Genomic DNA, 21,137 nt, shown 5'->3' with positions numbered 1-21,137 from the left:
TCGATTCATGCCGCTTCGTTCGTCGCGCCGCCTGCGCGCTGTCGCGGGGGCCGTCGCGGTCCTCGCCCTGGCTCTGACCGGCTGCTCAGCGTCGGACCAGTCGTTCAGCTACACCCCGCCGGAACAGGTCGAGGGCGATCTCCCCGAGGATGTCGTCTCGCAGATGCAGGCGGCGGTGGAGCGCGCGATGGCGGCCTCCGGCGCCTCCGGCGCGATCGTGGGGGTGTGGGTCCCGTGGAGCGGCAGCTGGGTCACCGGCCTCGGCACGCAGGGGGCGGGTGACGACGCGAAGGTGACGCCGGAGATGTCGTTCCGCATCGCCGACGTGACGCGCCTGATGACCTGCGACGTCCTGTACGGCATGGTCGACGACGGCAAGATCGAGCTGGACGCCCCTGTGCCGAAGTACGTCTCCGGCGTCGCGGACATGGCCGACATCACGCTCCTCGACCTGTGCAACGGCACCAGCGGCGCCGGTTCATCCGAGGCCGCCGTGAAGCCGTACTGGCTGAACACCCCCGAGCGGGAATGGGTGCCCCTGCAGCTCGCCAGCTTCGGGCTGGGGCAGCAGCGCGGACCCGCACATATCGCCTATCGTGACTCCGACGCCGGATACATCATGCTCGGCCTCGCCCTGGAACGCGCCTCGGGCATGAGCGCCTCACAGCTGATCGAGCGGTACGTGACGCAGCCGCTCGAGCTGACCTCGACCTCGCTGCCCGGGCCGGAGGCCGCCGCTCCTCAGCCCGCCCCGGCGCTGAAGGGCCGGTACCTGCCCACGATCGACGGCGGTTACGACTGCGCCGCTCCGATCGACATCACCGAGATGTCCTCCAGCACCGGCTTCACCGACTCCGGTGTCGTCTCCACGATCACCGACCTCGGCCGCTACGCCCAGGCGGAGGCCCGTCAGGCGCTGCGCGAGAAGGATGCCGAGCCCGCGCGGTTCGGCAACCCGCTGCCAGCCTCGGCGAAGGCCCCGTCCTGGTACCAGGCCACCGGCGGTGCCTACCTCGTCGGCTCCCTCGTGGGGCAGCACGGTTGGACTCCGGGCTACGGCACCGCCGCGTACTCCGACCCCGCGACCGGGTTCACTGTCGCCGTCACCCTGAACAACTCGTCGGTGGGCGGGACCATCGCGGCGTACCTGGCCTGGGAGCTCGCGGCCATCGCGTCGAAGGCCCCGGCCGCGAAGGGCGCGACCGCGCCCGAGTTCGGTCTGCCGTTCACCGCCGAGCAGTACCAGCAGTCGATCCTCAACGCGGCCATCTGCCCGGTTCCCTCCGCAGAGTGAGCCCGCGACCTGCTCTCACCCGGGCGACCGAGTCGCGCGGGGGTGCGCTCGCCGCCGCCCTGGTAGGACTCGGTCTCGCCTGCGGCGAGGTCGGAGCGGCGGTCGCCGTGCTGCTGTTCGACGAGGTCGGCCCGCTCGGCATGGTCATGCTGCGGCTGGTGTTCTCGACGCTCATCCTGCTGGTGGTCGCCCGACCCTCGCTGCGCGGGCACTCCGCCGCGGCGTGGCGCTCGGCGCTGCTGCTCGGCGGGGTGCTCGCCGTGATGAACGCGATGTTCTACCTGGCGCTGAGCGAACTCGCCCTCGGGGTCGCGGTGACGATCGAGTTCCTCGGCCCGCTCGCCCTCGCCGTGATCACCGCCCGCAGCAGGGTCGCCTGGCTGTGCGCCGGGGTCGCGCTGCTCGGCATCCTCGCGCTCGGAGGCGGCGGCTGGGACCGGCTCACCCCCGCCGGACTGCTGTTCGCCCTCGGCGCGGCGGCGAGCTGGGCCGGCTACATCCTGGCGTCGACGCGCGTAGGCCGCGAGTTCTCCGGGCTCAGCGGGCTCGCGCTCGCGATGGCGTTCGGCGCCGTGCTCTCGCTCCCCTTCGGGGTGGCGGATGCCGGGACGGCGCTGCTGCGGCCGGAGTTGGTCGCCCTCGGGCTCGTGGTCGCCGTGCTCAGCTCCACAGTGCCGTACGCACTGGAGATGCTCGCCCTGCGCCGGCTGGCGCCGGCGGTGTTCGGCATCCTGATGAGCCTCGGCCCCGCGACCGCCGCGGTCGCCGGCTTCCTGGTGCTCGGGCAGCGGCTGTCGGCGCTCGAGGTCGCAGGCATCGGCCTGGTGGTGCTGGCGAGCGCCGGCGCGGTGTGGGCGGGTCGGGAGCGACCGGCCGCGCTGCGCGACACCCAGGAGCCGCTCGCCTGACCGCGCGTGGAAGGATGGAGGGGTGCGTCCGTCCCGCAGAACCCCGCTTCTCCGCGGGTTCGCCGCCGCCTCGACCGCGACCTTCGTCGCGCTGGCGTCGCACGTGTGGGTCGACGGCGCCATGCCGGGAGTGCTCGGCATCGCCGTGCCGTGGCTGCTCTCGCTCATGGTGTGCACGCTGCTCGCGGGGCGGCGGCTGTCGCTCGTGCGGCTCGGCATCTCGGTGGCGCTGTCGCAGCTGCTGTTCCACGCCCTGTTCGTGCTCGGCGGGATCACGCCCCGCAGCGGCTTCGCACCGCATCAGCACGGGATCGTCGCGCTGTCGACGACACCCGACGGGCTGGTGCCGACGGATGCCGGGATGTGGGGCGCGCACGTGGTCGCCGCCGTCGTGACCGTCGCCGCCCTGCACCGCGGAGAGCGGATTCTGCGGGCGCTCGTCGCCGCGGCATCCGTCGTCCGCGCCTGGCTGACGCGCGTCTGCACCGCCCCGGTTCCCGCCGCCCGCATCACGCCGGCCCGCCCGGCGTGGGCCGTCGTCCCCGCGCCGCGCCGCCGCGCCCCGCACCTCGGCCGGCTGCGTCACCGCGGCCCTCCTCTCCCGGTCTGATCCCCACGCCGCCCGACAGGGCGACGATCGCGCCGTGCGCGCCCACAGATCAGACCGCCGCTCCGCGGCACCACTCAGAGAGGTTTCCCATGTCCCGAATCCGCACCGCCCTCGCCGGGCTGACCGTGGCGGCCGTCGCCGTCCTGGCGGCCGCGTCTCCGGCATCCGCTCACGACGCGCTGGTGTCGAGCACTCCCGCCGCCGGTGAGCAGCTCGCCGCCGCGCCCGAGCAGATCGTGCTCACGTTCTCGAACACGCTCATCGCCGTCGAGGAGGAGGCCGACGGCACGGCCGTCGTGGTGGCCGACGAGTCGGGCCGCGACTGGGCGGCAGGCGACCCGGTCGTCGACGGCGACACGGTCACGGTCCCGCTCGAGGAGGGCATGCCGGCAGGCTCCTATCGGGTGACGTGGCAGGTCGTCTCCAGCGATGGCCACCCGACGTCCGGGGAGTACGACTTCACCGTGGCGGGTGAGACGGCATCCGACGGCCCGTCCGCGCCCGCCGACGAGCCCACCGCCGACGAGCCGAGCCCGGCCGCGACCGACCCGGCCGCACAGGACGCGGGAACGCCGTGGCCGCTGATCGGCCTCGGCGTGCTGCTGCTGGCCGCCGCGGCGACGCTGATGACGATCGCGGCGCGCAGACGCCGCTGAGCCCGCCTACCCGCGCTGCAGAATCCTGCAGCGCGGGTAGAGTCGGCTTGCGCGCGGAGGGAGCAGGGATGGCGATCATCGACAACGGCATCTACGTCGACGGCGTCCGCACCGCCAATCCCGCCAACCTCGACGAGACGTTCGAGTTGATGCGCGAGCGCGGCGGCATGGGCTGGATCGGCCTGTACCGGCCGAGCCCCGACGAGATCCACTCCGTCGCCGCCGAGTTCGGGCTGCACGAGTTGGCCGTCGAGGACGCGCTGTCCGGTCATCAGCGCCCCAAGATCGAGCGCTACGGTGAGCACCTGTTCGTGGTGCTCCGCCCCGCCCGCTACCTGGATGCGCTGGAGGAGGTCGAGTTCGGCGAGGTGCACGTGTTCGTCGGGCCGGACTTCGTGGTCACCATCCGCCACGCCGAGTCGCCCGACCTGGGTCGGGTGCGCCGCCGTCTCGAGGGGGCGCCCGAGTTGCTGGCCCGCGGCCCGGAGGCGGTGCTGTACGCCATTCTCGACGAGGTGGTCGACGAGTACGCCCCGGTGCTCGCGGGGCTCGAGAACGACATCGACGAGATCGAGAGCCAGCTGTTCGTGGAGGACGTCGACGCGACCCAGCGCATCTACAAGCTGGCTCGCGAGGTGATCGACTTCCAGCGCGCGGCGCAGCCGCTCAGCGGCATCGTGGAGGCGCTGCTGCGGGGAGGGGCGAAGTACGCCGTCGACGAGGAGTTGCAGCGCTATCTCCGCGACGTGCACGACCACACGCTGCGCATCGCCGATCGTGCCACCACGTTCCGTACGGTGCTCGACAACGCGCTGACCGTGGAGTCGACCATCGTGGCACGGCGCCAGAACGAGGAGATCCGGCGGATGACCGAGGAGAGCATCCGCCAGGGCGAGCAGATGAAGAAGATCTCCGGCTGGGCGGCGATCCTGTTCGCGCCGACGCTGATCGGCGGGGTGTACGGCATGAACTTCGACGACATGCCGGAGCTGCACTGGACGTTCGGGTATCCGATGGCGCTCGGCCTGATGGTGGCGCTGGGCGGCGGGCTGTACCTGGTGTTCCGCCGGAAGGGCTGGCTGTAGCGGCCGGCACCGCCGTGTCGCGGGCGCGTTCCAGGGTGTGAGCCCGTGGCGGGTATATCGTACGCCAGCGGGGGGTCGCGCTGCGTGCGCGTACCGGGCCGGGAAGGCCCGCGCCCCCGCACGTCGACAGATTGGACTCCCATGCCCGCTACAGCACGCAAGGCGGTCGCCGAAGCGCTCGCCACGTTCCTGTTCGTCCTGAGCATCATCGGCGCCGTCAACAGCGGCAGCCCGCTCACCCCGCTTGCGATCGGCTTCGCGCTCGTGGTGCTCGTCTTCGCCACCGGCCACATCTCCGGTGCGCACCTGAACCCGGCGGTGTCGGTCGCCGTCTTCCTGCGCGGCGGCCTCACAGTCATCGACCTGGTCGCCTACATCGTGGCCCAGCTGGTCGGCGGCGCGCTGGCGGCGCTGGTCAGCCTCGCGCTGTGGCCGGCATCCGACAAGGCGCTGGAGATCAACAGCGGCCGTGCGTTCCTCGTCGAGGCGCTGTTCACGCTCGCCCTGGTCTGGGTCGTGCTCAACGTGGCGACCGCGAAGGACACCGCCGGCAACTCGTTCTACGGTCTCGCGATCGGCGGCATCGTGTTCGTCGGCGCGACCACCGTGGGCAGCATCTCCGGTGGCGGCTTCAACCCCGCCGTCGCCCTGGGGCTGTCGCTCACCGGGCACTTCGCCTGGGTCTCGCTGTGGCTGTACATCCTCGCACCGCTGGTCGGCGCCGCCCTCGGCGCGCTGCTGTTCCGCGTGCTGAACGCGGACGACGCGAAGAAGATCGGCAAGGACTGACCTGAACCGACGACGCCGCGCACCCCGACCGGGTGCGCGGCGCACCCCGACCGGGTGCGCGGCGTCGTCGCGTTCAGACCGCCTGCAGCTGCACGACCATCGCCTGTACGGGCCACAGCGTCGGCAGCTGCAGCCCTACCTCGGTGAGCACGCTGCCGGGCAGCTCGACGCCGGACTCGCCCATCCACGGGGGGAGCACCCAGCCGGCCTTCGGCTCGCCGATCTCGCGACGCAGCCACACCCGGTAGCGTCGCTGCGGGTCCAGACCCGGGATCCGGAGGCGTTCGGCCCTGGCATCCTCGAGCCCCGCCACGGTCGCGACGATCAGCACGGCGTCCGCGCGGTCCTCGGACAGGTAGCCGGTCACGCGCCAGGCGGCATCCCGCAGCCGCGGATGCACCACCTCGGCGGTGTGCAGCAGCGGACGCAGCTCCTGGTACAGCGCCGTGAAGCGGGTGATCTGCGCCAGCTCCTCGTCCGAGCAGCCCAGGATGTCCCACTCCAGGCCCGCCGAGCCCATCAGGCTGGTCGCGATCCGGTACGACAGCGGGGTGACCCGGCCCGAGCTGTGCGACTCCGCCGGCCCGACGTGCGCGCCGACCAGCTCGGGTGGCAGCAGCAGCCCTGTCCAGCGCTGAATGTCCTGCCGCTCGACCGGATCGTTCGAGTCGCTCGCCCAGACCCGGTCGCACACCTGCATGATGCCGAGGTCGGTGCGGGCGCCGCCGCTGGAGCACGACTCGATCTCCAACCCCGGGTTGCGCTGCTTCAGCTCGGCGATCAGTCGGTGCACGGCCACGGTCTGCGCGTGCGTTCCCGGTCTGCCGTCGTGCACAGACTCGATGAGATCGCGGTTGTGATCCCACTTGATGTAGTCGATGCCGATCTCCTTCACCAGGGCATCCATCCCGGCGAGGATATGCGCGTACGCGTCGGGGTTCGCGAGATCCAGCACGAACTGCGTGCGCCAGGACAGCTCGGCGGGGTGGTCGAGATGGCGGGGGTCGTGCAGGAACCAGTCCGGATGCCGTGCCGCCAGGTGGGAGCGGAGACTGATCATCTCCGGCTCGAACCACAGCCCGAACTGCATGCCGCGGGCGTGCACGTGGTCGGCGAGCGGACGCAGACCGTCCGGCCAGACGTCGGTGTCCACCTCCCAGTCGCCGAGGCTGGTGGTGTCGTCGCGGCGGCCGGTGAACCAGCCGTCGTCGAGCACGAACCTCTCGACCCCCACCTCGGCGGCCCGGTCGGCGAGCAGGCGCAGCCGCTCAGGGTCGTGGTCGAAGTACACCGCCTCCCAGGTGTTCAGCGTGAACGGGCGCGGTGTGCGCGGGTGCTGCGGGCGGGCGCGCATCCAGGTGTGCACGCGCCGGGCGATGCCGTCCAACCCGGCGTCCGAGTACACGAACGCGACGGCTGGGGCGGTGTACTCCTCGCCGTGGGCGAGCACGATCTCACCAGGGCGCAGCAGCTCGCCGGCGCCGAGCAGCGGGACCGAGTCGGTGACGCGGTCGACCCGGTAGGTGGTGTCCGCCGACCACGCCGCGTGCACGGCCCACACCCGTCCGGCATCCCACAGCGGGGCGTGCTCCGAGGCGGCGAAGAACGTGGCGGCGTCGTGGCCGGGGCGGCCACGCCGGGACTGCCGGACGATCGATCCGGCCGGCAGCCGTGTCGTCGACACCCGCTTCTCGCGCGACCACCGACCGTCGAGCGTGGTCAGGTGCGTCGCGGAGGGGGAGAACGGCAGCGTCGCTTCCAGCCAGTCGACGCCGAGCGGCCGGTCGCCGCGGTTGCGCACCGTCTGACGCAGCCACACGACTCCGCCCTCAGCGACCTCGACGCGGAGGGTCAGCGAGACGTCGGCATCGTCGTCGGAGAGCGCCATGTCGCACGTGGCACCGTCGGAGGTGATCGAGACGAGGCTCCAGCGGGAGCGCACCGGCAGGCCGTCCCGCACCAGCTGCGCGCCGGGGCGGCCCGACCAGCCGTCCGCCTCGGCGGGGAGCAGTGTGAGCTCCCACGGGGCGTCCAGCGTGGCGGGCGGGGTCTGCCGCGAACGCGCAGCGGCGAGGTCGGCCAGATCGTCGGCGGTGAGCGCGCCGAGCGCCGCGCCCCAGTGCAGCACGCGTGGCACGTCTTCGCCGCGGGCGTCGAGCACGAGCGACACCCCGGCGCCGCTCAGATGGATGATCTCCGAGGTCATGGTCGTCCTTTCGGTGAGCGTTCGCCGGTCCCGCGTTCGATGAGATGAGTGGGCAGCACGATCTGCTGCGTGAAGCCGGACGGATCCGCGATGCGCTGCAGCGCCACCCGGCCGGCGGTGCGACCCAGCTCCTCCGGATCGTAGGAGATCACGGTCACCCCGAGGATGTCCGCGGTGTCGAAGTCGTCGAAACCGATCAGGGCGGTGCTGTCGTCGCCGCGGTCGCGCAGCGCTCGCAGCGTGCCGACCGTCATCCGGTTGTTGCCGCACAGGATGGCGGTGGGTGGCTCGGCGGCGTCCAGCAGATGCGCGCACAGTTCCTCGCCCGAGACGCCGCGGCGGTCCTCGAGCACCTCCCACGCGCTGGTGTCCGCGATTCCGGCCTCGGCCATCGCGGCGCGGTAGCCCGCCAGTCGCTCGGCCTGCGAATGGACGGATGCCGGGTTGCACAGGTACGCGATCCGGCGGTGTCCGGCGGCGAGCAGATGTCGGGTGGCCTCGTGAACGCCCGCCCGGTTGTCGAGCACCACCGAGTCCGCGACCACGTTCCGGCCCGGCCGGTCGATCGCGACGATGGGCGTGCCCAGCTGCCGCTCACCGTCCAGATGGGACTGGTCGGGAGCGGCGGGGATCAGCACGAGTGCGGCGACCCGTTGCGCGAGCAGGGCGTCGGCGACGCGTTCCTCGCCCTCGGCGGTGTCGTCGGTGCTCGCCAGCAGCAGGCTGTACCCGTTGGCCGCGAGCTCCTTCTCCAGGCCGGCCGCCACCTTGTAATAGAACGGGTTGCCCAGTTCGCCGACGATCAGTCCGACCACGTTGGTGCGTCCGCCGCTGCGCAGACCCCTGGCCAGGGTGTTGGGCCGGAATCGGAGACGCCGGGCGCTGTCGAGCACCCGTGCCACCGTCTCCGGGTTGACCAGGTCGCGCTGGTTGAAAACGCGGGAGACGGTCTTGGCGCTCACACCGGCCAGTCGGGCGACGTCCTCGAGGGTGGCCCTGGTCTGCGGGTTCATGCGGGGGTGGCCGCCTCTGCGGCCCGCGATGTCCTCGACGGACATCCGTTTCGTCGGTCCATGGCTCCTCCTTCGGAATGCCGCGGGTTCCGCGTCCGGCGCCGCGACGGTGCGACCGGACAGAACAGGACAGGTTTTACTTATGCGCTTTATATCCTACCCCCGACCGTCCTACGCTGTCATTCGCCGGCGGCATCCCGACCCCGTCCGGACGCACGACCCGCATACAAAGGAGTAGTCACATGCAGAAGCGAAAGGCGCTGCTGGCAGCGGCGGCACTGACCACGGCGGTCATCGCCCTGAGCGGTTGCTCGGGCTCGGCCGCGGACGCGAGCAACACCATCGACGGCGAGGTGAAGGGCGACCTGCTGGTTCTGACCAACCGCACCGACCTCGTGTCCGACGGCACGTTCGACGCGTACGCCGCGGAGTTCAACAAGAAGTACCCCGACGTGAAGATCGAGTTCGAGGGCGTCAACGACTACGAGAACGCGATCAAGACGCGTCTCAACGGCAGCAAGTACGGCGACGTGCTCGCCATCCCTGCCGCGGTCAAGCCGAGCCAGTTCGCGCAGTTCTTCGAGCCGCTCGGCGACACCGACGACTTCGCCGAGAAGTACCGCTACACGGCCAAGCACAGCTTCGAGGGCACGCAGTACGGCATCGCGTCGGGCGGCAACGCGAACGGAATCGTCTACAACAAGAAGGTCTTCGAGGAGGCCGGCATCACCGAGCTGCCGACGTCCGAGGACGAGTGGCTCGACGCGCTGCAGAAGATCAAGGACGGCACCGACGCCATCCCGCTGTACACCAACTACAAGGACGGCTGGCCGATCTCCCAGGGCATGGGCAACCTCGGCGCCATCACCAACGACCCCGACGCCGCCGTCCACATGGCCGAGAACCCCGAGCCGTGGACCGAGGGCACCGACATCTACGCGATCGACTCGCTGCTGTTCGAGTCGGTAAACGCCGGCCTCACCGAGGACGACCCGCTCACCACCGACTGGGAGTCCTCGAAGACGAAGCTGGGCAAGGGCGAGATCGGCACCATGATCCTGGGCTCCTGGTCGATCAGCCAGATGCAGGCGGCCGCCGAGGACGCCGGGGCCTCCGCCGAGGACATCGGCTACATGGCGTGGCCGGCGAACGTCGACGGCACCCAGTACGCCACCAACGACGGCGACTACGGCTACGGCATCAGCAAGAACTCGAAGTCGAAGGCCGCCGCGTGGGCGTGGATCCAGTTCTTCACAGAGGAGTCCGGTTACACCGAGGCGCAGGGCATGGTCCCGACGCTCAAGGACGCGCCGCTGCCCGAGAACCTGAAGGGACTCGAGGAGGCGGGCGTGCAGCTGATCGAGCCCGCCCCGGCCCCGAAGGGCAAGGAGAGCCTGCTGACCGACGTGGCCAACAACGCGCAGATCGACCTCTACGGCCAGGTGTACCGCCAGAAGCTGGTCGACATCGCGCGCGGCGCCGCCGACGGCGACAAGGAGAGCTACTTCGCCGAGCTGAACGACCGCTGGAGCGCCGCGGTCGAGAAGACCGCGAAGTAGGCCCGGGAGACCCGGAGGATCTCATGACCATCTCGGTACCGCGCTCGGAGTCGCCGGAGACCTCCGCCCTCGTGGTCCGGACCGGAAGCCGCTCCAGCGAGCGCCTTCCGGCCCGGTCCCGGCGGCGGACGACCCTGGCAGGCCTCACGCCCTGGCTGTTCCTGTCGGCGGCGGTAGGACTGCTTCTGCTGCTCACGTACTGGCCGGCGTTGAACCTGCTGTACTACAGCGTCACCAGCTGGGACGGCTTCGACCAGAACAAGCAGTTCGTCGGCCTGGACAACTACGTCGAAGTGTTCACCAACCCCGACGTGTTCCGGGTGTTCTTCGTCAGCGTCTACTACTTCCTGGCGACGTTCGTGCAGATCGCGATCGCGCTGTACTTCGCCACGGTCCTGAGCTTCAGCACGAAGTTCTCGAACCTGTTCCGCGGGATCATCTTCTTCCCGTACCTCGTGAACGGCGTCGCGATCGCGTTCATGTTCCAGTACGTGTTCCAGCCCGGTGGATCGCTGGACATCGTGCTGAGCTGGGTCGGGCTGACCGACCCGCCGCAGTGGCTCGGCGACCCCGACATCGCGAACTGGTCGCTCGCCAGCACGTCGGTGTGGCGCTATACGGGTCTGAACTTCGTGCTGTTCCTCGGCGCGATCCAATCCCTCCCCGACGAGCTGTTCGAGGCCGCCGACCTCGACGGCGCCAGCAAGTGGCAGCAGTTCTGGGCGATCATCTTCCCCGGCATCCGCCGCGTCGTCGCCCTCACCCTCATCCTCGGCATCTCCGGCTCGCTGAGCGCTTTCGAGACGCCGTTCATCATGACCGGTGGCGCCAACGGCACCTCCACGTTCGTGATCAAGACCGTGCAGGAGGCGTTCGTGTTCAGCCACGTCGGCCTGGCCTCGGCCATGGCGGTGGTGTTGCTGATCATCGTCCTGCTGGTCACCTGGATCCAGCGCAAGCTGTTCCCCGACGAGAAAGTCGACCTGGTATGAGCACCGTGACCCCCGCGCGCAGCCTCGCGATGATCCGCCTGCGCGTCTACACCGCCAAGACCGCGAAGTACGTCAGCCTGCTCATCGCCGGGTTCTGCACGCTGCTTCCGATGGCCGCGATCCTGTTCGCCGGCTTCAAGGGCCGCGAGGAGTACGCCCGCACGAGCGCGCTCACCCCGCCCAGCAACTGGCTGAATCTCGACAACTTCGTCAAGGCGTTCGTGCAGGGCGACATGCTCGCCGGCTTCGTGAACACCGCCGTCGTCCTCGCCGTGGCGCTCGTCGGCACGATCTTCATCGGCAGCACCGCGGCCTACGCACTCGACCGGTTCACGTTCCGCGGCAAGACCCTCGTGGTCGTGCTGTTCATGATCGCGACCCTCATCCCGTCGGTGACCAGCCAGGTCGCCACGTTCCAGCTGATCAACGGCATGGGGCTGTACGACACCAAGGCCGCGCTGATCCTGCTGTTCACCGGCACAGACATCATCGCCATCTACCTGTTCATCCAATTCATGCAGTCCATCCCGCCGTCGCTCGACGAAGCGGCCATGCTGGACGGCGCGAACCGATGGACGATCTACTGGCGCATCATCCTGCCGCTGCTCAAGCCCGCGATCGCCACGGTGGTCATCATCAAGGGCATCGGCATCTACAACGAGTTCTACACGCCGTTCCTCTACCTGCCCAGCGAGGGCCTGGTGTCGACGACGCTGTTCAACTTCAAGAGCGCCACCAACACCCAATGGGAGGTCATCGCCGCCGGCACCCTCCTCGTCATCATCCCGTCCCTCCTCGCCTTCCTCTTCCTGCAGAAGTGGATCTACAAAGGCCTCGTCGCCGGAGCTGTCAAATGACCCTCACCCCCCTTCGCACCGAGATCCGATCCGGCTGGACCCTGCGGGCCGCCTCCGGCCCCGCCCCCGCCGAGGTCGTGGCCGCGACGATCCCCGCCACGGTCCCCGGCTGCGCGCACACCGACCTGCTCGCCGCCGGCCTCATCCCCGACCCGTACCTGGACGACAACGAGGCACTCACCGCCTGGATCGGCCTGGTCGATTGGACCTACGCCACCACGTTCTGCTGGCAGGCCAACGGCCGCGACCGTCACGACCTCGTCTTCGAAGGGCTGGACACGGTCGCGACGGTGACGCTGAACGGCGTCGTCATCCTCGAGGCGGCGAACCAGCACCGCTCGTATCGCGTCGACGTGCGTGCGCACCTGCGCGAGGGGGAGAACACGCTCGAGGTGGCGTTCCGCTCGCCGGTGCGCTACGCGAACGAGCGCAGCATGGAGTACGGCGCCCGTCCGCGGCCCTACCCGCTGCCGTACGAGGCGATCCGCAAATCCGCGGCCAGCTTCGGCTGGGACTGGGGCATCGCCACCTTCACCAGCGGCATCTGGCGCCCCGTCCGCTTGGAATCCTGGTCGGTCGCACGCATCGCCGAGGTGCGCGTGCACGCCGCACCCGCTGCGGTCGGCGGACGCGCGGATGTCGACGTCGTCGTGCAGCGCGACGCGACGGCATCCGGCATCCCGCTCGAGGTGACCCTCGACGTCGCCGGTGCCACCGCGACGGCGACCGTCCCCGCCGGCGCCGATCGGGTGCGGATCGGCGCGGACGCGCCGGACGCCGAGCTGTGGTGGCCGGTCGGGTACGGGGAGCAGCCGCTGTATGACCTGACCGTCGTGGTCGCCGCGGACGGTCACGAGAGCGACGCAGCCCGGCGTCGGGTCGGGTTCCGCTCGGTGCGCTGGGACACCGAGCCGGATGCCGACGGCACCCCGTTCACGCTGATCGTGAACGACCAGCCGGTGTACGTGAAGGGCGTGAACTGGATCCCCGACGACGCGCTGACGGTGCGCGTAGACCGCGCCAGGTACGAGCGCCGGCTGCGGCAGGCGCGGGACGCCCACCTCAACCTCGTCCGGGTGTGGGGCGGCGGCATCTACGAGTCCGAGGACTTCTACGACGTGTGCGACGAGCTCGGCCTGCTCAGCTGGCAGGACTTCCTGTTCGCGTGCGCGGCGTACCCCGAGGAGGAGCCGCTGCGCTCCGAGATCGAGGCGGAGGCGCGCGAGCAGATCGTGCGGCTGTCGTCGCACGCGTCCCTGGTGCTGCTCACCGGCAACAACGAGAACGTGTGGGGCTACGAGGACTGGGGGTGGAAGCAGCACCTGGACGGCAAGACCTGGGGTGCGTACTACTATCACGAGCTGTTCCCGGAGCTGGTGGCCGAACTGGCGCCCCACGTGCCGTACACGCACGGCAGCCCGTTCAGCCCCCACGGCCAGCATCCGAACGACGAGGCGCACGGCACCATGCACCTGTGGGAGCAGTGGAACCGGCAGGACTACCCGACCTACCTCGACCACCGCCCTCGCTTCGTGGCCGAGTTCGGCTGGCAGGGCCCGCCCACCTGGTCCACGCTCACCCGCAGCATCTCGGACACGCCGCTGACCCCCGAGTCGCCAGGCATGATCGTGCACCAGAAGGCGGCGGAGGGGAACGACAAGCTCACCCGCGGCCTGCTGCCGCACTACCGGATGCCGGCCGACATGTCGGGGTGGCACTGGGCGATGCAGCTCAACCAGGCCGAGGCCGTGCGCTTCGCCCTGGAGCACTTCCGTGCGCTCGCCCCGCTGAACTCGGGCGCGATCGTGTGGCAGCTGAACGACTGCTGGCCGGTCACCTCGTGGGCCGCGATCGACGGCGACGAGCGGTTGAAGCCGCTCTGGTACGCGCTGAAGAACGCGTTCGCCCCGAGGGTGGTCAGCGTGCAGCCCCGCGACGGCGGCCTGTCGGCGGTGATCGGCAACGACACCGCCGAGGAGTGGAGCGGCGACCTCGTGGTCCGCCGGGTGGGCTTCGACGGCCGGGTGCTCGCCGAGCAGCACGCGCCGTTCACCGTCGCCGCCCGCGGCTCGCTGGTCGTGCCGGTCGAGTCCGTCGTGGCGACGGCGCAGGATGCCGCGTCGGAGCTCCTAGTCGCCTCCGCGGGCGACGTGCGCGGTGTGCGGTTCTTCGCCGAGCCGCGCGATTCCGCGCTCGCCGCGGCACGGTACTCGATCGTCACGGCACCCGCGGGCGGTGGCACCGAGGTGCGGGTCACCGCGCACGGCCTCATCAAGGATCTCGCCCTGCTCGTCGACCGCGCCCACCCGGATGCCGTCGTGCTCGACGGCCTGGTGACGCTGCTGCCTGGCGAGAGCGCGACCTTCGTCGTCCGGCATCCGTCCGGCGTCGACGTGACGGCGTTCGCCGCCGCCGAGGTGGTGCGGACCGCGAACGAGCTGGTGGGGGGCGCCGGCGTGCGGGTGGACGCCGACGCCCCGCAACCCGCCGCGGCGGAGCTGGTCGCTCGGTGAGCGGCGAGGTCGAGGCCGTCCTCGCGCCGTACGTCGCGGGCATGACGTGGGGGTGGACCGGCGTGCGGGGCACCTGGGACGCCCCCGCCGCGGCGGAGTCCATGGCGAGGATGGCGGAGCACGGCGTGAACTGGACGGCGCTCGCCTACGCCGTCGAGCAGGCGACCGCGCAGTCCACCGAGATGTCCTGGGACCAGGCGCCGACGGTGACCGAGGAGGAGATCGTCGGCGCCATCCGCGCAGCCAAGGCGCACGGCGTGAAGGTGTGCCTCAAGCCGGTCGTCAACGTCAGCGACGGCACCTGGCGGGCGTACATCGGCTTCTTCGACTGGGACGTGCCGGGAGAGCCGAACTGGGGCGACTGGTTCGCCTCGTACCGGGAGTTCATCCTGCACGCGGCCCGTATCGCTCAGGCGGAGGGCTGCGAGATGCTCTGCATCGGGTGCGAAATGGTGCGCGCCGACGCCCGCGAACGCGAGTGGCGTGCGCTGATCGCCGACGTGCGGGAGGTGTACTCCGGCATCGTCACCTACAACTGCGACAAGTACCAGGAGGACCACGTCACCTGGTGGGACGCCGTCGACGTGATCACCTCCAGCGGGTACTACCCGATCGACCGATGGGATGCCGAACTCGACCGCATCGAGAAGGTGGTCGAGGCGTCCGGCAAGCCGTTCTTCTTCATGGAGGCCGGCTGCCCGTCTCGCACCGGGTCGCCGGTGCGGCCGAACGACTGGAACCTGCCCGGCTGCCCCTCCGGTGACGAGCAGCTGCGGTACTACCGGGCGATGTTCGCCGCGTGCGACCGGCGCCCGTGGATGCGCGGCTTCATGCTGTGGGACTGGCCTCCCGCTCTGTACTCACTCGACGACGCCGACGGCAACGACGACTACTGCCCCTACGGCAAACCGGCGGGCGACTTCCTCCGCGACACCTATCTCGCCCGCACGGGCGGTTGACCCCCACGAAGGAGATTCGACGATGAATCGCAGTACCCGTTTGCCCGCCATCGCCGGTGCGGCCGCTCTGCTCTGCGCGCTCCTCTCACCGGCATCCGTCGCTGTGGCCGCCCCGGAGACGGCGTCGTCGGCCGAACCGGCCGCCGTCGACCTCGTCGACGACGAGGCCACCGCCGAGACCCGCAGCCTGTTCGCCTACCTCCGCGACATCCGCGGCGAGGGCATCCTGTTCGGCCACCAGCACACCACCGATTACGGTGTGACGTTCGACGCGCGCGACGGCGTGTCCTCCGACGTCAAAGCGGCCACCGGCGACTACCCGGCGGTGTTCGGGTTCGACACGCTGATCATCGAGGGCAGGGAGCGCCCCGGCGATCCCGCGGCCACGCGGGACGAGAACGCGCTGCGCCTGGCCCAGTCGTTCGTCGAGGCCGACGCGCAGGGCGGCATCGTGACGCTCAGCGCGCACATCGAGAACTTCGCGACCGGTGGAGACTTCTACGACACCTCCGGCGACGCACTGCGCGCCGTCCTCCCCGGCGGCTCGAAGCACGCCGACCTGACCGCATACCTCGACGACATCGCACTCGCCGCGAGGTCGGCCGTGAATGCGAGCGGCGCGCTGGTGCCCGTGATCTTCCGTCCGTGGCACGAGAACGCCGGATCCTGGTTCTGGTGGGGGGCGGCCTTCGGCACGCCGGGCGAGTACGCCGAGCTGTACCGGTTCACGGTGGAGTACCTCCGCGACGTGAAGGACGTGCACAACCTGCTCTACGCCTTCTCCCCCGGCGGCGGGTTCGGCGGCGACGAACAGCTCTACCTGCGCACCTACCCCGGCGACGACTTCATCGACGTGCTCGGGTACGACACATATGACGAGGCGGCATCGCCCGCCTTCCTCACCGGCCTCACGGACGATCTCGCCATGCTCGCCCGGCTCGCCGACGCGCGCGGCAAGGTGTCGGCGTTCACTGAGTTCGGCATCACCGGCGGTATCCGGCCCGACGGCCAGAACGCGAACCCGGAGTGGTACACCGACGTGCTCGCCGCGATCACGGCCGACCCGGATGCCGCGCGCACGACGTACATGATGACGTGGGCGAACTTCGGCGGCACGACCACGCCCTACACGCCGACGTCCGGTGAGACCCTGCCGCATTTCCTCGCCTACTACGACGACCCGTACACGCTGTTCGCCTCCGACCTCTCCGGCGTGCACGATCGCGTCACCACCGCTGTGCCGGAACGCCCGACCGCCCACCTCGCGAGCCCCGCAGACGGCGCGCGCGTCCCGGGAGAGTCGGTTACGCTGCGCGCGTCCGTGCGCGGTTTCGACGAGGCCGACCGGGTGGACGTCACCGTCGCCGGCACCGACGAGAGCATCGACTTGACCGCTCCGCAGAACGGCGGGCTGTGGTGGACCGGCGAGTGGACCATCCCGGCGGACCTGCGCGACAACTCCACACGTGAACTGACCGTGCACGTCTCGGCCGCCGGCCGGGAGCTCGCGTCGACGGCATCCGCGGTCATCCTGGGCGAGCGGCCGGTGCTCGCACCCGGCGTCGTGGACGACTTCGAGGGCTACGGTGACGACAGCGCGCTGCGCAGCGAGTTCGTGCAGTACGGCGCCAACACGATGTCGCTGCAGCGCGCCGCCGACGGCGCGGTCGGCGGGGGAGAGAAGGCCCTGCGGCTGGACTACTCGTTCGCCACGCAGTCGTACACCGGCATCGGCCGGCAGCTCACCGCGGACTGGTCGGCCTTCGAGGAGTTCCAGGCGTGGGTCGACCCCGACGCGTCGGGCAACAAGCTCGTGCTGCAGATCGCGGCGGGCGGGATCGCCTTCGAGGCGTACCCGTCTCTGGTCGGCGACGAGCCGTCGCTGGTCACGATTCCGTTCGCGGACTGGCGTCCGGCGCCGTGGGACACCGCGCACGCCGACGCGCGGCTCACTCCGGAGCTGCGGGCGCAGATCACCCAGTTCAACATCTATGTGAACGCCGCAGACGGGGGAGCGACCTCGGGGTCGCTCGTGCTCGACGAGCTGCGTGCCGTGCCCGGCACCCCGCCGCCCCTGCTGTACGCGGACGTGCCGCGCGACCACGCCGACCACGACGCGATCGTGTGGCTGCACGACGAGGTCGTGGACCTCGGCGACCGCAACGGCCGGTTCCACCCCGACCGCGCCCTCAAGCAGGATGAGGCGGCGGCGGTCTTCGCCGGCTACGACGCGGATGCCGTGGCACCCGCCGGCGCCAAGCGGCTCGCCGTCGTGGAGGCGCTCTGGCGGCTGGCCGGTTCGCCTGCTCCGACCGCAGCGCACGCCTTCCCCGATGTCCCGGACCGGTCCGCGGATGCCGTCGCCTGGGCGGTCGAGGAGGGCGTCGTCGAGCCCGAGTCGGCGGAGGCCTTCGGCGCGACCGACCGCGTGAAGCGCGCCGAGATCGCGCGCTGGCTGCAGCGCACCGACGCGTTCATCGCGGCGTCGGCGGGCGTCGTGCTCGCCGATTTCGAGAGCGGGGCCCAGGGCTGGGACATCGCGTCCTGGCAACAGGAGGGCACCGCGACCGCCACAGACGGGCACCTGCTCGTCGAGGCGGCGGCCGGCGGGAACTGGCTCACCGGCCCGGCGGCTGACCTGTCGGGTCGCACCGCTCTGCTGCTCGATGTCACCGCGTCGACGGGGGCGGCTCCGAAGGCCGCCCTGCAGCTGGGACCGGACTGGACGTGGTGCGAGACGACGGCGGCCCCGCGCAGCGAGGGGGCGGCGACGATCGTGATCGACCTCTCCAGTCTCAGTGCGGCGTGCGTGGAGCTGCTCGGCGACGTGCGCGGCATCAACGTGTTCCTCGACGAGGGCACGCACGAGATCGACGCCATCCGCGCGCGCTGACGCGGAGGAGAGGACACATCGCGATGAGCAACGTGCTCGCCGTCGATGCCGGGCAGACCGGCATCAAGCTCCGCCACGTGGACGCGACCGGCGCCCGTGAGGCAGCGCTGCCCGGCATCCGCACCGATCTGCCGCTCGGGCCGCAACTCGCAGCCGTGCTCGGCGAGGCGGAGCGGAGGTTCGGGCCCGCCGAGCGGATCGGCGTCGGGGTGTCCGGGCTGACGGAGGGCGCGGTGGGCGCGTATGAGCTGCTCGCCCGTGCGAGGGTGAGCGCGCGCTCGCTGGCCCTCGCGCACGACTCGGTGACGGGCTACCTGGCCGCGCTCGGGGAAGAGCCCGGTGCGGTGGTCGCAGCGGGCACCGGAGTCGTCACGCTGGCCGTCGGCGTCGCCGAGGTCGCGCGGGTGGACGGCTGGGGCAACATCATGGGCGACGTGGGCAGCGGGCACTGGATCGGCCGCGCTGCGCTCGAGGCCGTCATGCGCGCCCACGACGGCCGCGGACCCGAGACCGCGCTGACGGATGCCGTCCGCGCGGAGTTCCCCGACTTGGAGGCGGCGTACATCCTGCTGCAGAGTGACGAACGGCGGGTCGGGCGGGTGGCCGGCTTCGCGCGGGCCGTCGCGGCGCTCGCCGAATCGGATGCCGTCGCCGCCGCCATCACCGACACCGCCGCGTCCGAGCTGGTCTGTTCGGTATCCGCCGGGCTGCGCCGGGTCGGACAGGATGCCGCGCCGCGGCCGCAGGTGCGCGCGATCGGCGGGGTGTTCCGCTCGGCACGGCTGATGCGGTCGTTCGCCGCGGGCATGGCGGAGCGGCATCCGTCGGCCGAGGTCAGGATCGGCGCGGCCGACGCGTTGGACGGCGCGGTGCGGCTCGTGGCGATCGGCGCGGGGAACCCGTTGCGAGCGCTCGTGGACCGCGTCGCCACGGCCGAGGTGGGTGAGCCGGCGTGATGCGTACGCTGAGTACATGACTCCTGCGTCCTCCCGCCGCGTCACCGTGAACGACATCGCGGCCCGCGCCGGGGTGTCGATCGCGGCGGTGTCCTTCGCCCTGAACGGACGCAAAGGGGTCTCCGAGGCGACGCGACAGCGTGTGCTGAGCGTGGCCGACGAACTCGGCTGGGCGCCGGCGCAGGCGGCGAGGTCCCTGGCGGGCGCCAGCAACGACGTCTTCGGACTCGTGCTCGCGCGCGACCCGAACAACCTCGGTGTGGAGTCCTTCTACATGCAGTTCCTGTCGGGGCTGGAGAAGGAGCTGTCGATGCGGTCGTACGGCCTGCTGCTGCAAGTGGTGCCGTCGGCGGAGCAGGAGCTCGCCACCATCAAGAAGTGGCGCAACGCGCGTCAGGTGGACGGTGTGATCCTCGTCGACCTGCAGGTGGACGATCCGCGCGTGCGGCTCAGCCGCAAGCCGGGCGCGTTGCCGGCCGTGGTGGTCGGTGACCCCGGCGTGGCCGACGGGCTGACCAGCGTGTGGACCGACGACGCCACCTCGATCCGGGAGGCGGTGCGACACCTCGCCGAGCTCGGACACCGCCGCATCGCGTACGTCAGCGGCATCGCCACACTCGCGCACACTCGCATCCGCATGGCGGCGTTCGAGGACGAGACGGTGCGGCTCGGCGCCGCGGGGATGATCTTCGGCACCGACTTCACGATGCAGTCGGGAGCGCAGGCCACGCGCGAGGCGCTGGAACTGGCGGAGCCGCCGACGGCCTTCATCTACGACAACGACGTGATGGCGGTCGCCGGCCTCACGGTCGCCACGGAGCGCGGACGGAGCGTCCCTGACGACGTGTCGATCATCGCGTGGGATGACTCCGTGCTCTGCGAGCACACCCTGCCGCGCCTCACGGCCCTGAGCCACGACGTGATCGCGTTCGGCGCCCACGTCGGCCGGCGGCTGTTCGATCTGGTCGACGGGGCGGAGCCCGGGGCGTTCCTGGACTCCACCCCGCAGCTGCGGCTGCGCGCCTCGACGGGTCCGGCGCCCCGGCGTTGAGCCGGGGCAGACACCCTTCCCCGGTCGTTGAGCGAGCGCAGCGAGACGAAACGTCGCGACGGACAAGGCGGGCTTCCTCCCCCCGGTCGTTGAGCGAGCGCAGCGAGACGAAACGTCGTGACGGGCGGGACGGGCTGACCTTCCCGGTCGTTGAGCGAGCGCAGCGAGACGAAACGAGGTGACGGGGCTGACCCTTCCGGTCGTTGAGCGAGCGTAGCGAGACGAAACGTCGTGACGGGCGGGACGGGCTTCCTCCCCCCGGTCGTTGAGCGAGCGCAGCGAGACGAAACGTCGTGACCCGCGAGGCGGGCGGAAGCCGTTTCTGCCTCTTGCGGGTGGTCGTCCAACGCCCCGTATGTGGCGCCCGTCGGGCCCGTCGATCATCGTTATCTCTTCGTGACCTGGGTGCTCGGTTTCGGGCCGGGATCTGGGGTTCGAATGTCGGTGGCCCCTTCCATACTGGGGTGATGAGGGCGCTGTGGGATGTGTCTGCGGAGCAGGTGGCCACGCTGGATCAGCTGGTCGACCTGGCGCAGGGTCTGGAGCGTTCCCTGTCGACGTTGCAGGCGGCCCGGGATGGGGTGCTCGCTCTGGCGTCGCGGTGGGCGTTGTCGGTGGCGGGGGATGCGGATGAGGCGGACGTGTCGGTGCGGGCGGTCGCGGCCGAGTTGGGGGCGGCGTTGCGGGTCACGGATCGGACGGTGCAGCGGCGGATGGCGGAGGCGTCGGAGCGGGTGGAGCGGTTCCCGCTGGTGTGGCAGGCGCAGGGGGCGGGACGGATCACGGCCGGGCACGT

Annotated in this window: 17 protein-coding genes; 15 read left to right on the top strand and 2 right to left on the bottom strand. The window is 70.9% G+C overall.

What is annotated here, in order from left to right; all coding sequences use genetic code 11:
• Positions 1-7 precede the first annotated feature (7 nt).
• The 6 genes from RIF65_RS12950 to RIF65_RS12925 all read left to right on the top strand — a co-directional run bounded on the left by RIF65_RS12950 (position 8) and on the right by RIF65_RS12925 (position 5,342).
• On the top strand, positions 8-1,294 hold the full coding sequence (locus RIF65_RS12950) for a serine hydrolase domain-containing protein (RefSeq protein ID WP_309066087.1): 1,287 nt from the start codon (positions 8-10) through the stop codon (positions 1,292-1,294).
• Positions 1,291-2,202 carry an EamA family transporter gene (locus tag RIF65_RS12945; protein ID WP_309066088.1) on the top strand — a complete coding sequence of 304 codons (912 nt, stop codon included), beginning with the start codon at positions 1,291-1,293 and terminating at the stop codon, positions 2,200-2,202. The genes RIF65_RS12950 and RIF65_RS12945 overlap by 4 nt, the downstream gene beginning before the upstream one ends.
• A gap of 22 nt (positions 2,203-2,224) precedes the next feature.
• Complete coding sequence (locus RIF65_RS12940; RefSeq protein ID WP_309066089.1) at positions 2,225-2,812, top strand: hypothetical protein; 588 nt, start codon at positions 2,225-2,227, stop codon at positions 2,810-2,812.
• Between the two features lie 89 nt (positions 2,813-2,901).
• Positions 2,902-3,468, top strand: coding sequence for a copper resistance CopC family protein (locus tag RIF65_RS12935; protein ID WP_309066090.1), 567 nt, complete (start codon positions 2,902-2,904; stop codon positions 3,466-3,468).
• Positions 3,469-3,536: 68 nt separating this feature from the next.
• Positions 3,537-4,553 (top strand): magnesium/cobalt transporter CorA, encoded by a 1,017-nt coding sequence (gene corA / locus RIF65_RS12930; RefSeq protein WP_309066091.1) that lies wholly within the window; start codon positions 3,537-3,539, stop codon positions 4,551-4,553.
• A gap of 141 nt (positions 4,554-4,694) precedes the next feature.
• Positions 4,695-5,342 (top strand): MIP/aquaporin family protein, encoded by a 648-nt coding sequence (locus RIF65_RS12925; protein WP_309066092.1) that lies wholly within the window; start codon positions 4,695-4,697, stop codon positions 5,340-5,342.
• 73 nt (positions 5,343-5,415) lie between these two features.
• On the opposite strand, the gene RIF65_RS12920 is transcribed toward RIF65_RS12925, so the two are convergent.
• Together RIF65_RS12920 and RIF65_RS12915 are read right to left on the bottom strand one after the other, a co-directional pair.
• Positions 5,416-7,548 carry an alpha-galactosidase gene (locus tag RIF65_RS12920; RefSeq protein ID WP_309066093.1) on the bottom strand — a complete coding sequence of 711 codons (2,133 nt, stop codon included), beginning with the start codon at positions 7,546-7,548 and terminating at the stop codon, positions 5,416-5,418.
• On the bottom strand, positions 7,545-8,606 hold the full coding sequence (locus tag RIF65_RS12915) for a LacI family DNA-binding transcriptional regulator (protein WP_309066094.1): 1,062 nt from the start codon (positions 8,604-8,606) through the stop codon (positions 7,545-7,547). The genes RIF65_RS12920 and RIF65_RS12915 overlap by 4 nt, the downstream gene beginning before the upstream one ends.
• A gap of 197 nt (positions 8,607-8,803) precedes the next feature.
• Here RIF65_RS12915 and RIF65_RS12910 point away from each other — a divergent pair, with 197 nt between their 5' ends.
• The 9 genes from RIF65_RS12910 to RIF65_RS12870 form a co-directional block, all read left to right on the top strand.
• The gene (locus RIF65_RS12910; RefSeq protein ID WP_309066095.1) at positions 8,804-10,120 is read left to right on the top strand and encodes an ABC transporter substrate-binding protein; all 1,317 of its coding nucleotides are present in this window, start codon (positions 8,804-8,806) and stop codon (positions 10,118-10,120) included.
• A 23-nt stretch (positions 10,121-10,143) separates the two neighbouring features.
• Positions 10,144-11,112, top strand: a complete 969-nt coding sequence (locus tag RIF65_RS12905) for a carbohydrate ABC transporter permease (protein ID WP_309066096.1) — start codon at positions 10,144-10,146, stop codon at positions 11,110-11,112.
• A complete protein-coding gene (locus tag RIF65_RS12900) occupies positions 11,109-11,969 on the top strand; it encodes a carbohydrate ABC transporter permease (RefSeq protein ID WP_309066097.1) in 861 nt (286 codons plus the stop codon). Before RIF65_RS12905 ends, RIF65_RS12900 begins: the two co-directional genes overlap by 4 nt.
• Positions 11,966-14,482 carry a glycoside hydrolase family 2 protein gene (locus tag RIF65_RS12895; RefSeq protein WP_309066098.1) on the top strand — a complete coding sequence of 839 codons (2,517 nt, stop codon included), beginning with the start codon at positions 11,966-11,968 and terminating at the stop codon, positions 14,480-14,482. Before RIF65_RS12900 ends, RIF65_RS12895 begins: the two co-directional genes overlap by 4 nt.
• Positions 14,479-15,441, top strand: a complete 963-nt coding sequence (locus RIF65_RS12890) for a glycoside hydrolase family 113 (protein WP_441338854.1) — start codon at positions 14,479-14,481, stop codon at positions 15,439-15,441. Before RIF65_RS12895 ends, RIF65_RS12890 begins: the two co-directional genes overlap by 4 nt.
• Positions 15,442-15,463: 22 nt before the next feature.
• The gene (locus RIF65_RS12885; protein WP_309066099.1) at positions 15,464-18,334 is read left to right on the top strand and encodes a glycosyl hydrolase; all 2,871 of its coding nucleotides are present in this window, start codon (positions 15,464-15,466) and stop codon (positions 18,332-18,334) included.
• Positions 18,335-18,357: 23 nt separating this feature from the next.
• Entirely contained in the window at positions 18,358-19,290 is a 933-nt protein-coding gene (locus RIF65_RS12880) for an N-acetylglucosamine kinase (RefSeq protein WP_309066100.1), read from the top strand.
• Positions 19,291-19,306: 16 nt separating this feature from the next.
• Positions 19,307-20,341, top strand: coding sequence for a LacI family DNA-binding transcriptional regulator (locus RIF65_RS12875; RefSeq protein WP_309066101.1), 1,035 nt, complete (start codon positions 19,307-19,309; stop codon positions 20,339-20,341).
• Between the two features lie 467 nt (positions 20,342-20,808).
• Positions 20,809-21,137, top strand: a 329-nt coding sequence (locus RIF65_RS12870) for a DUF222 domain-containing protein (protein WP_309066102.1), incomplete at its 3' end; no start/stop codon positions are given.

Source organism: Microbacterium sp. (assembly GCF_031180975.1).
Taxonomy (GTDB): Bacteria; Actinomycetota; Actinomycetes; order Actinomycetales; family Microbacteriaceae; genus Microbacterium.
This window is presented reverse-complemented; position numbering and strand designations above follow the sequence as displayed.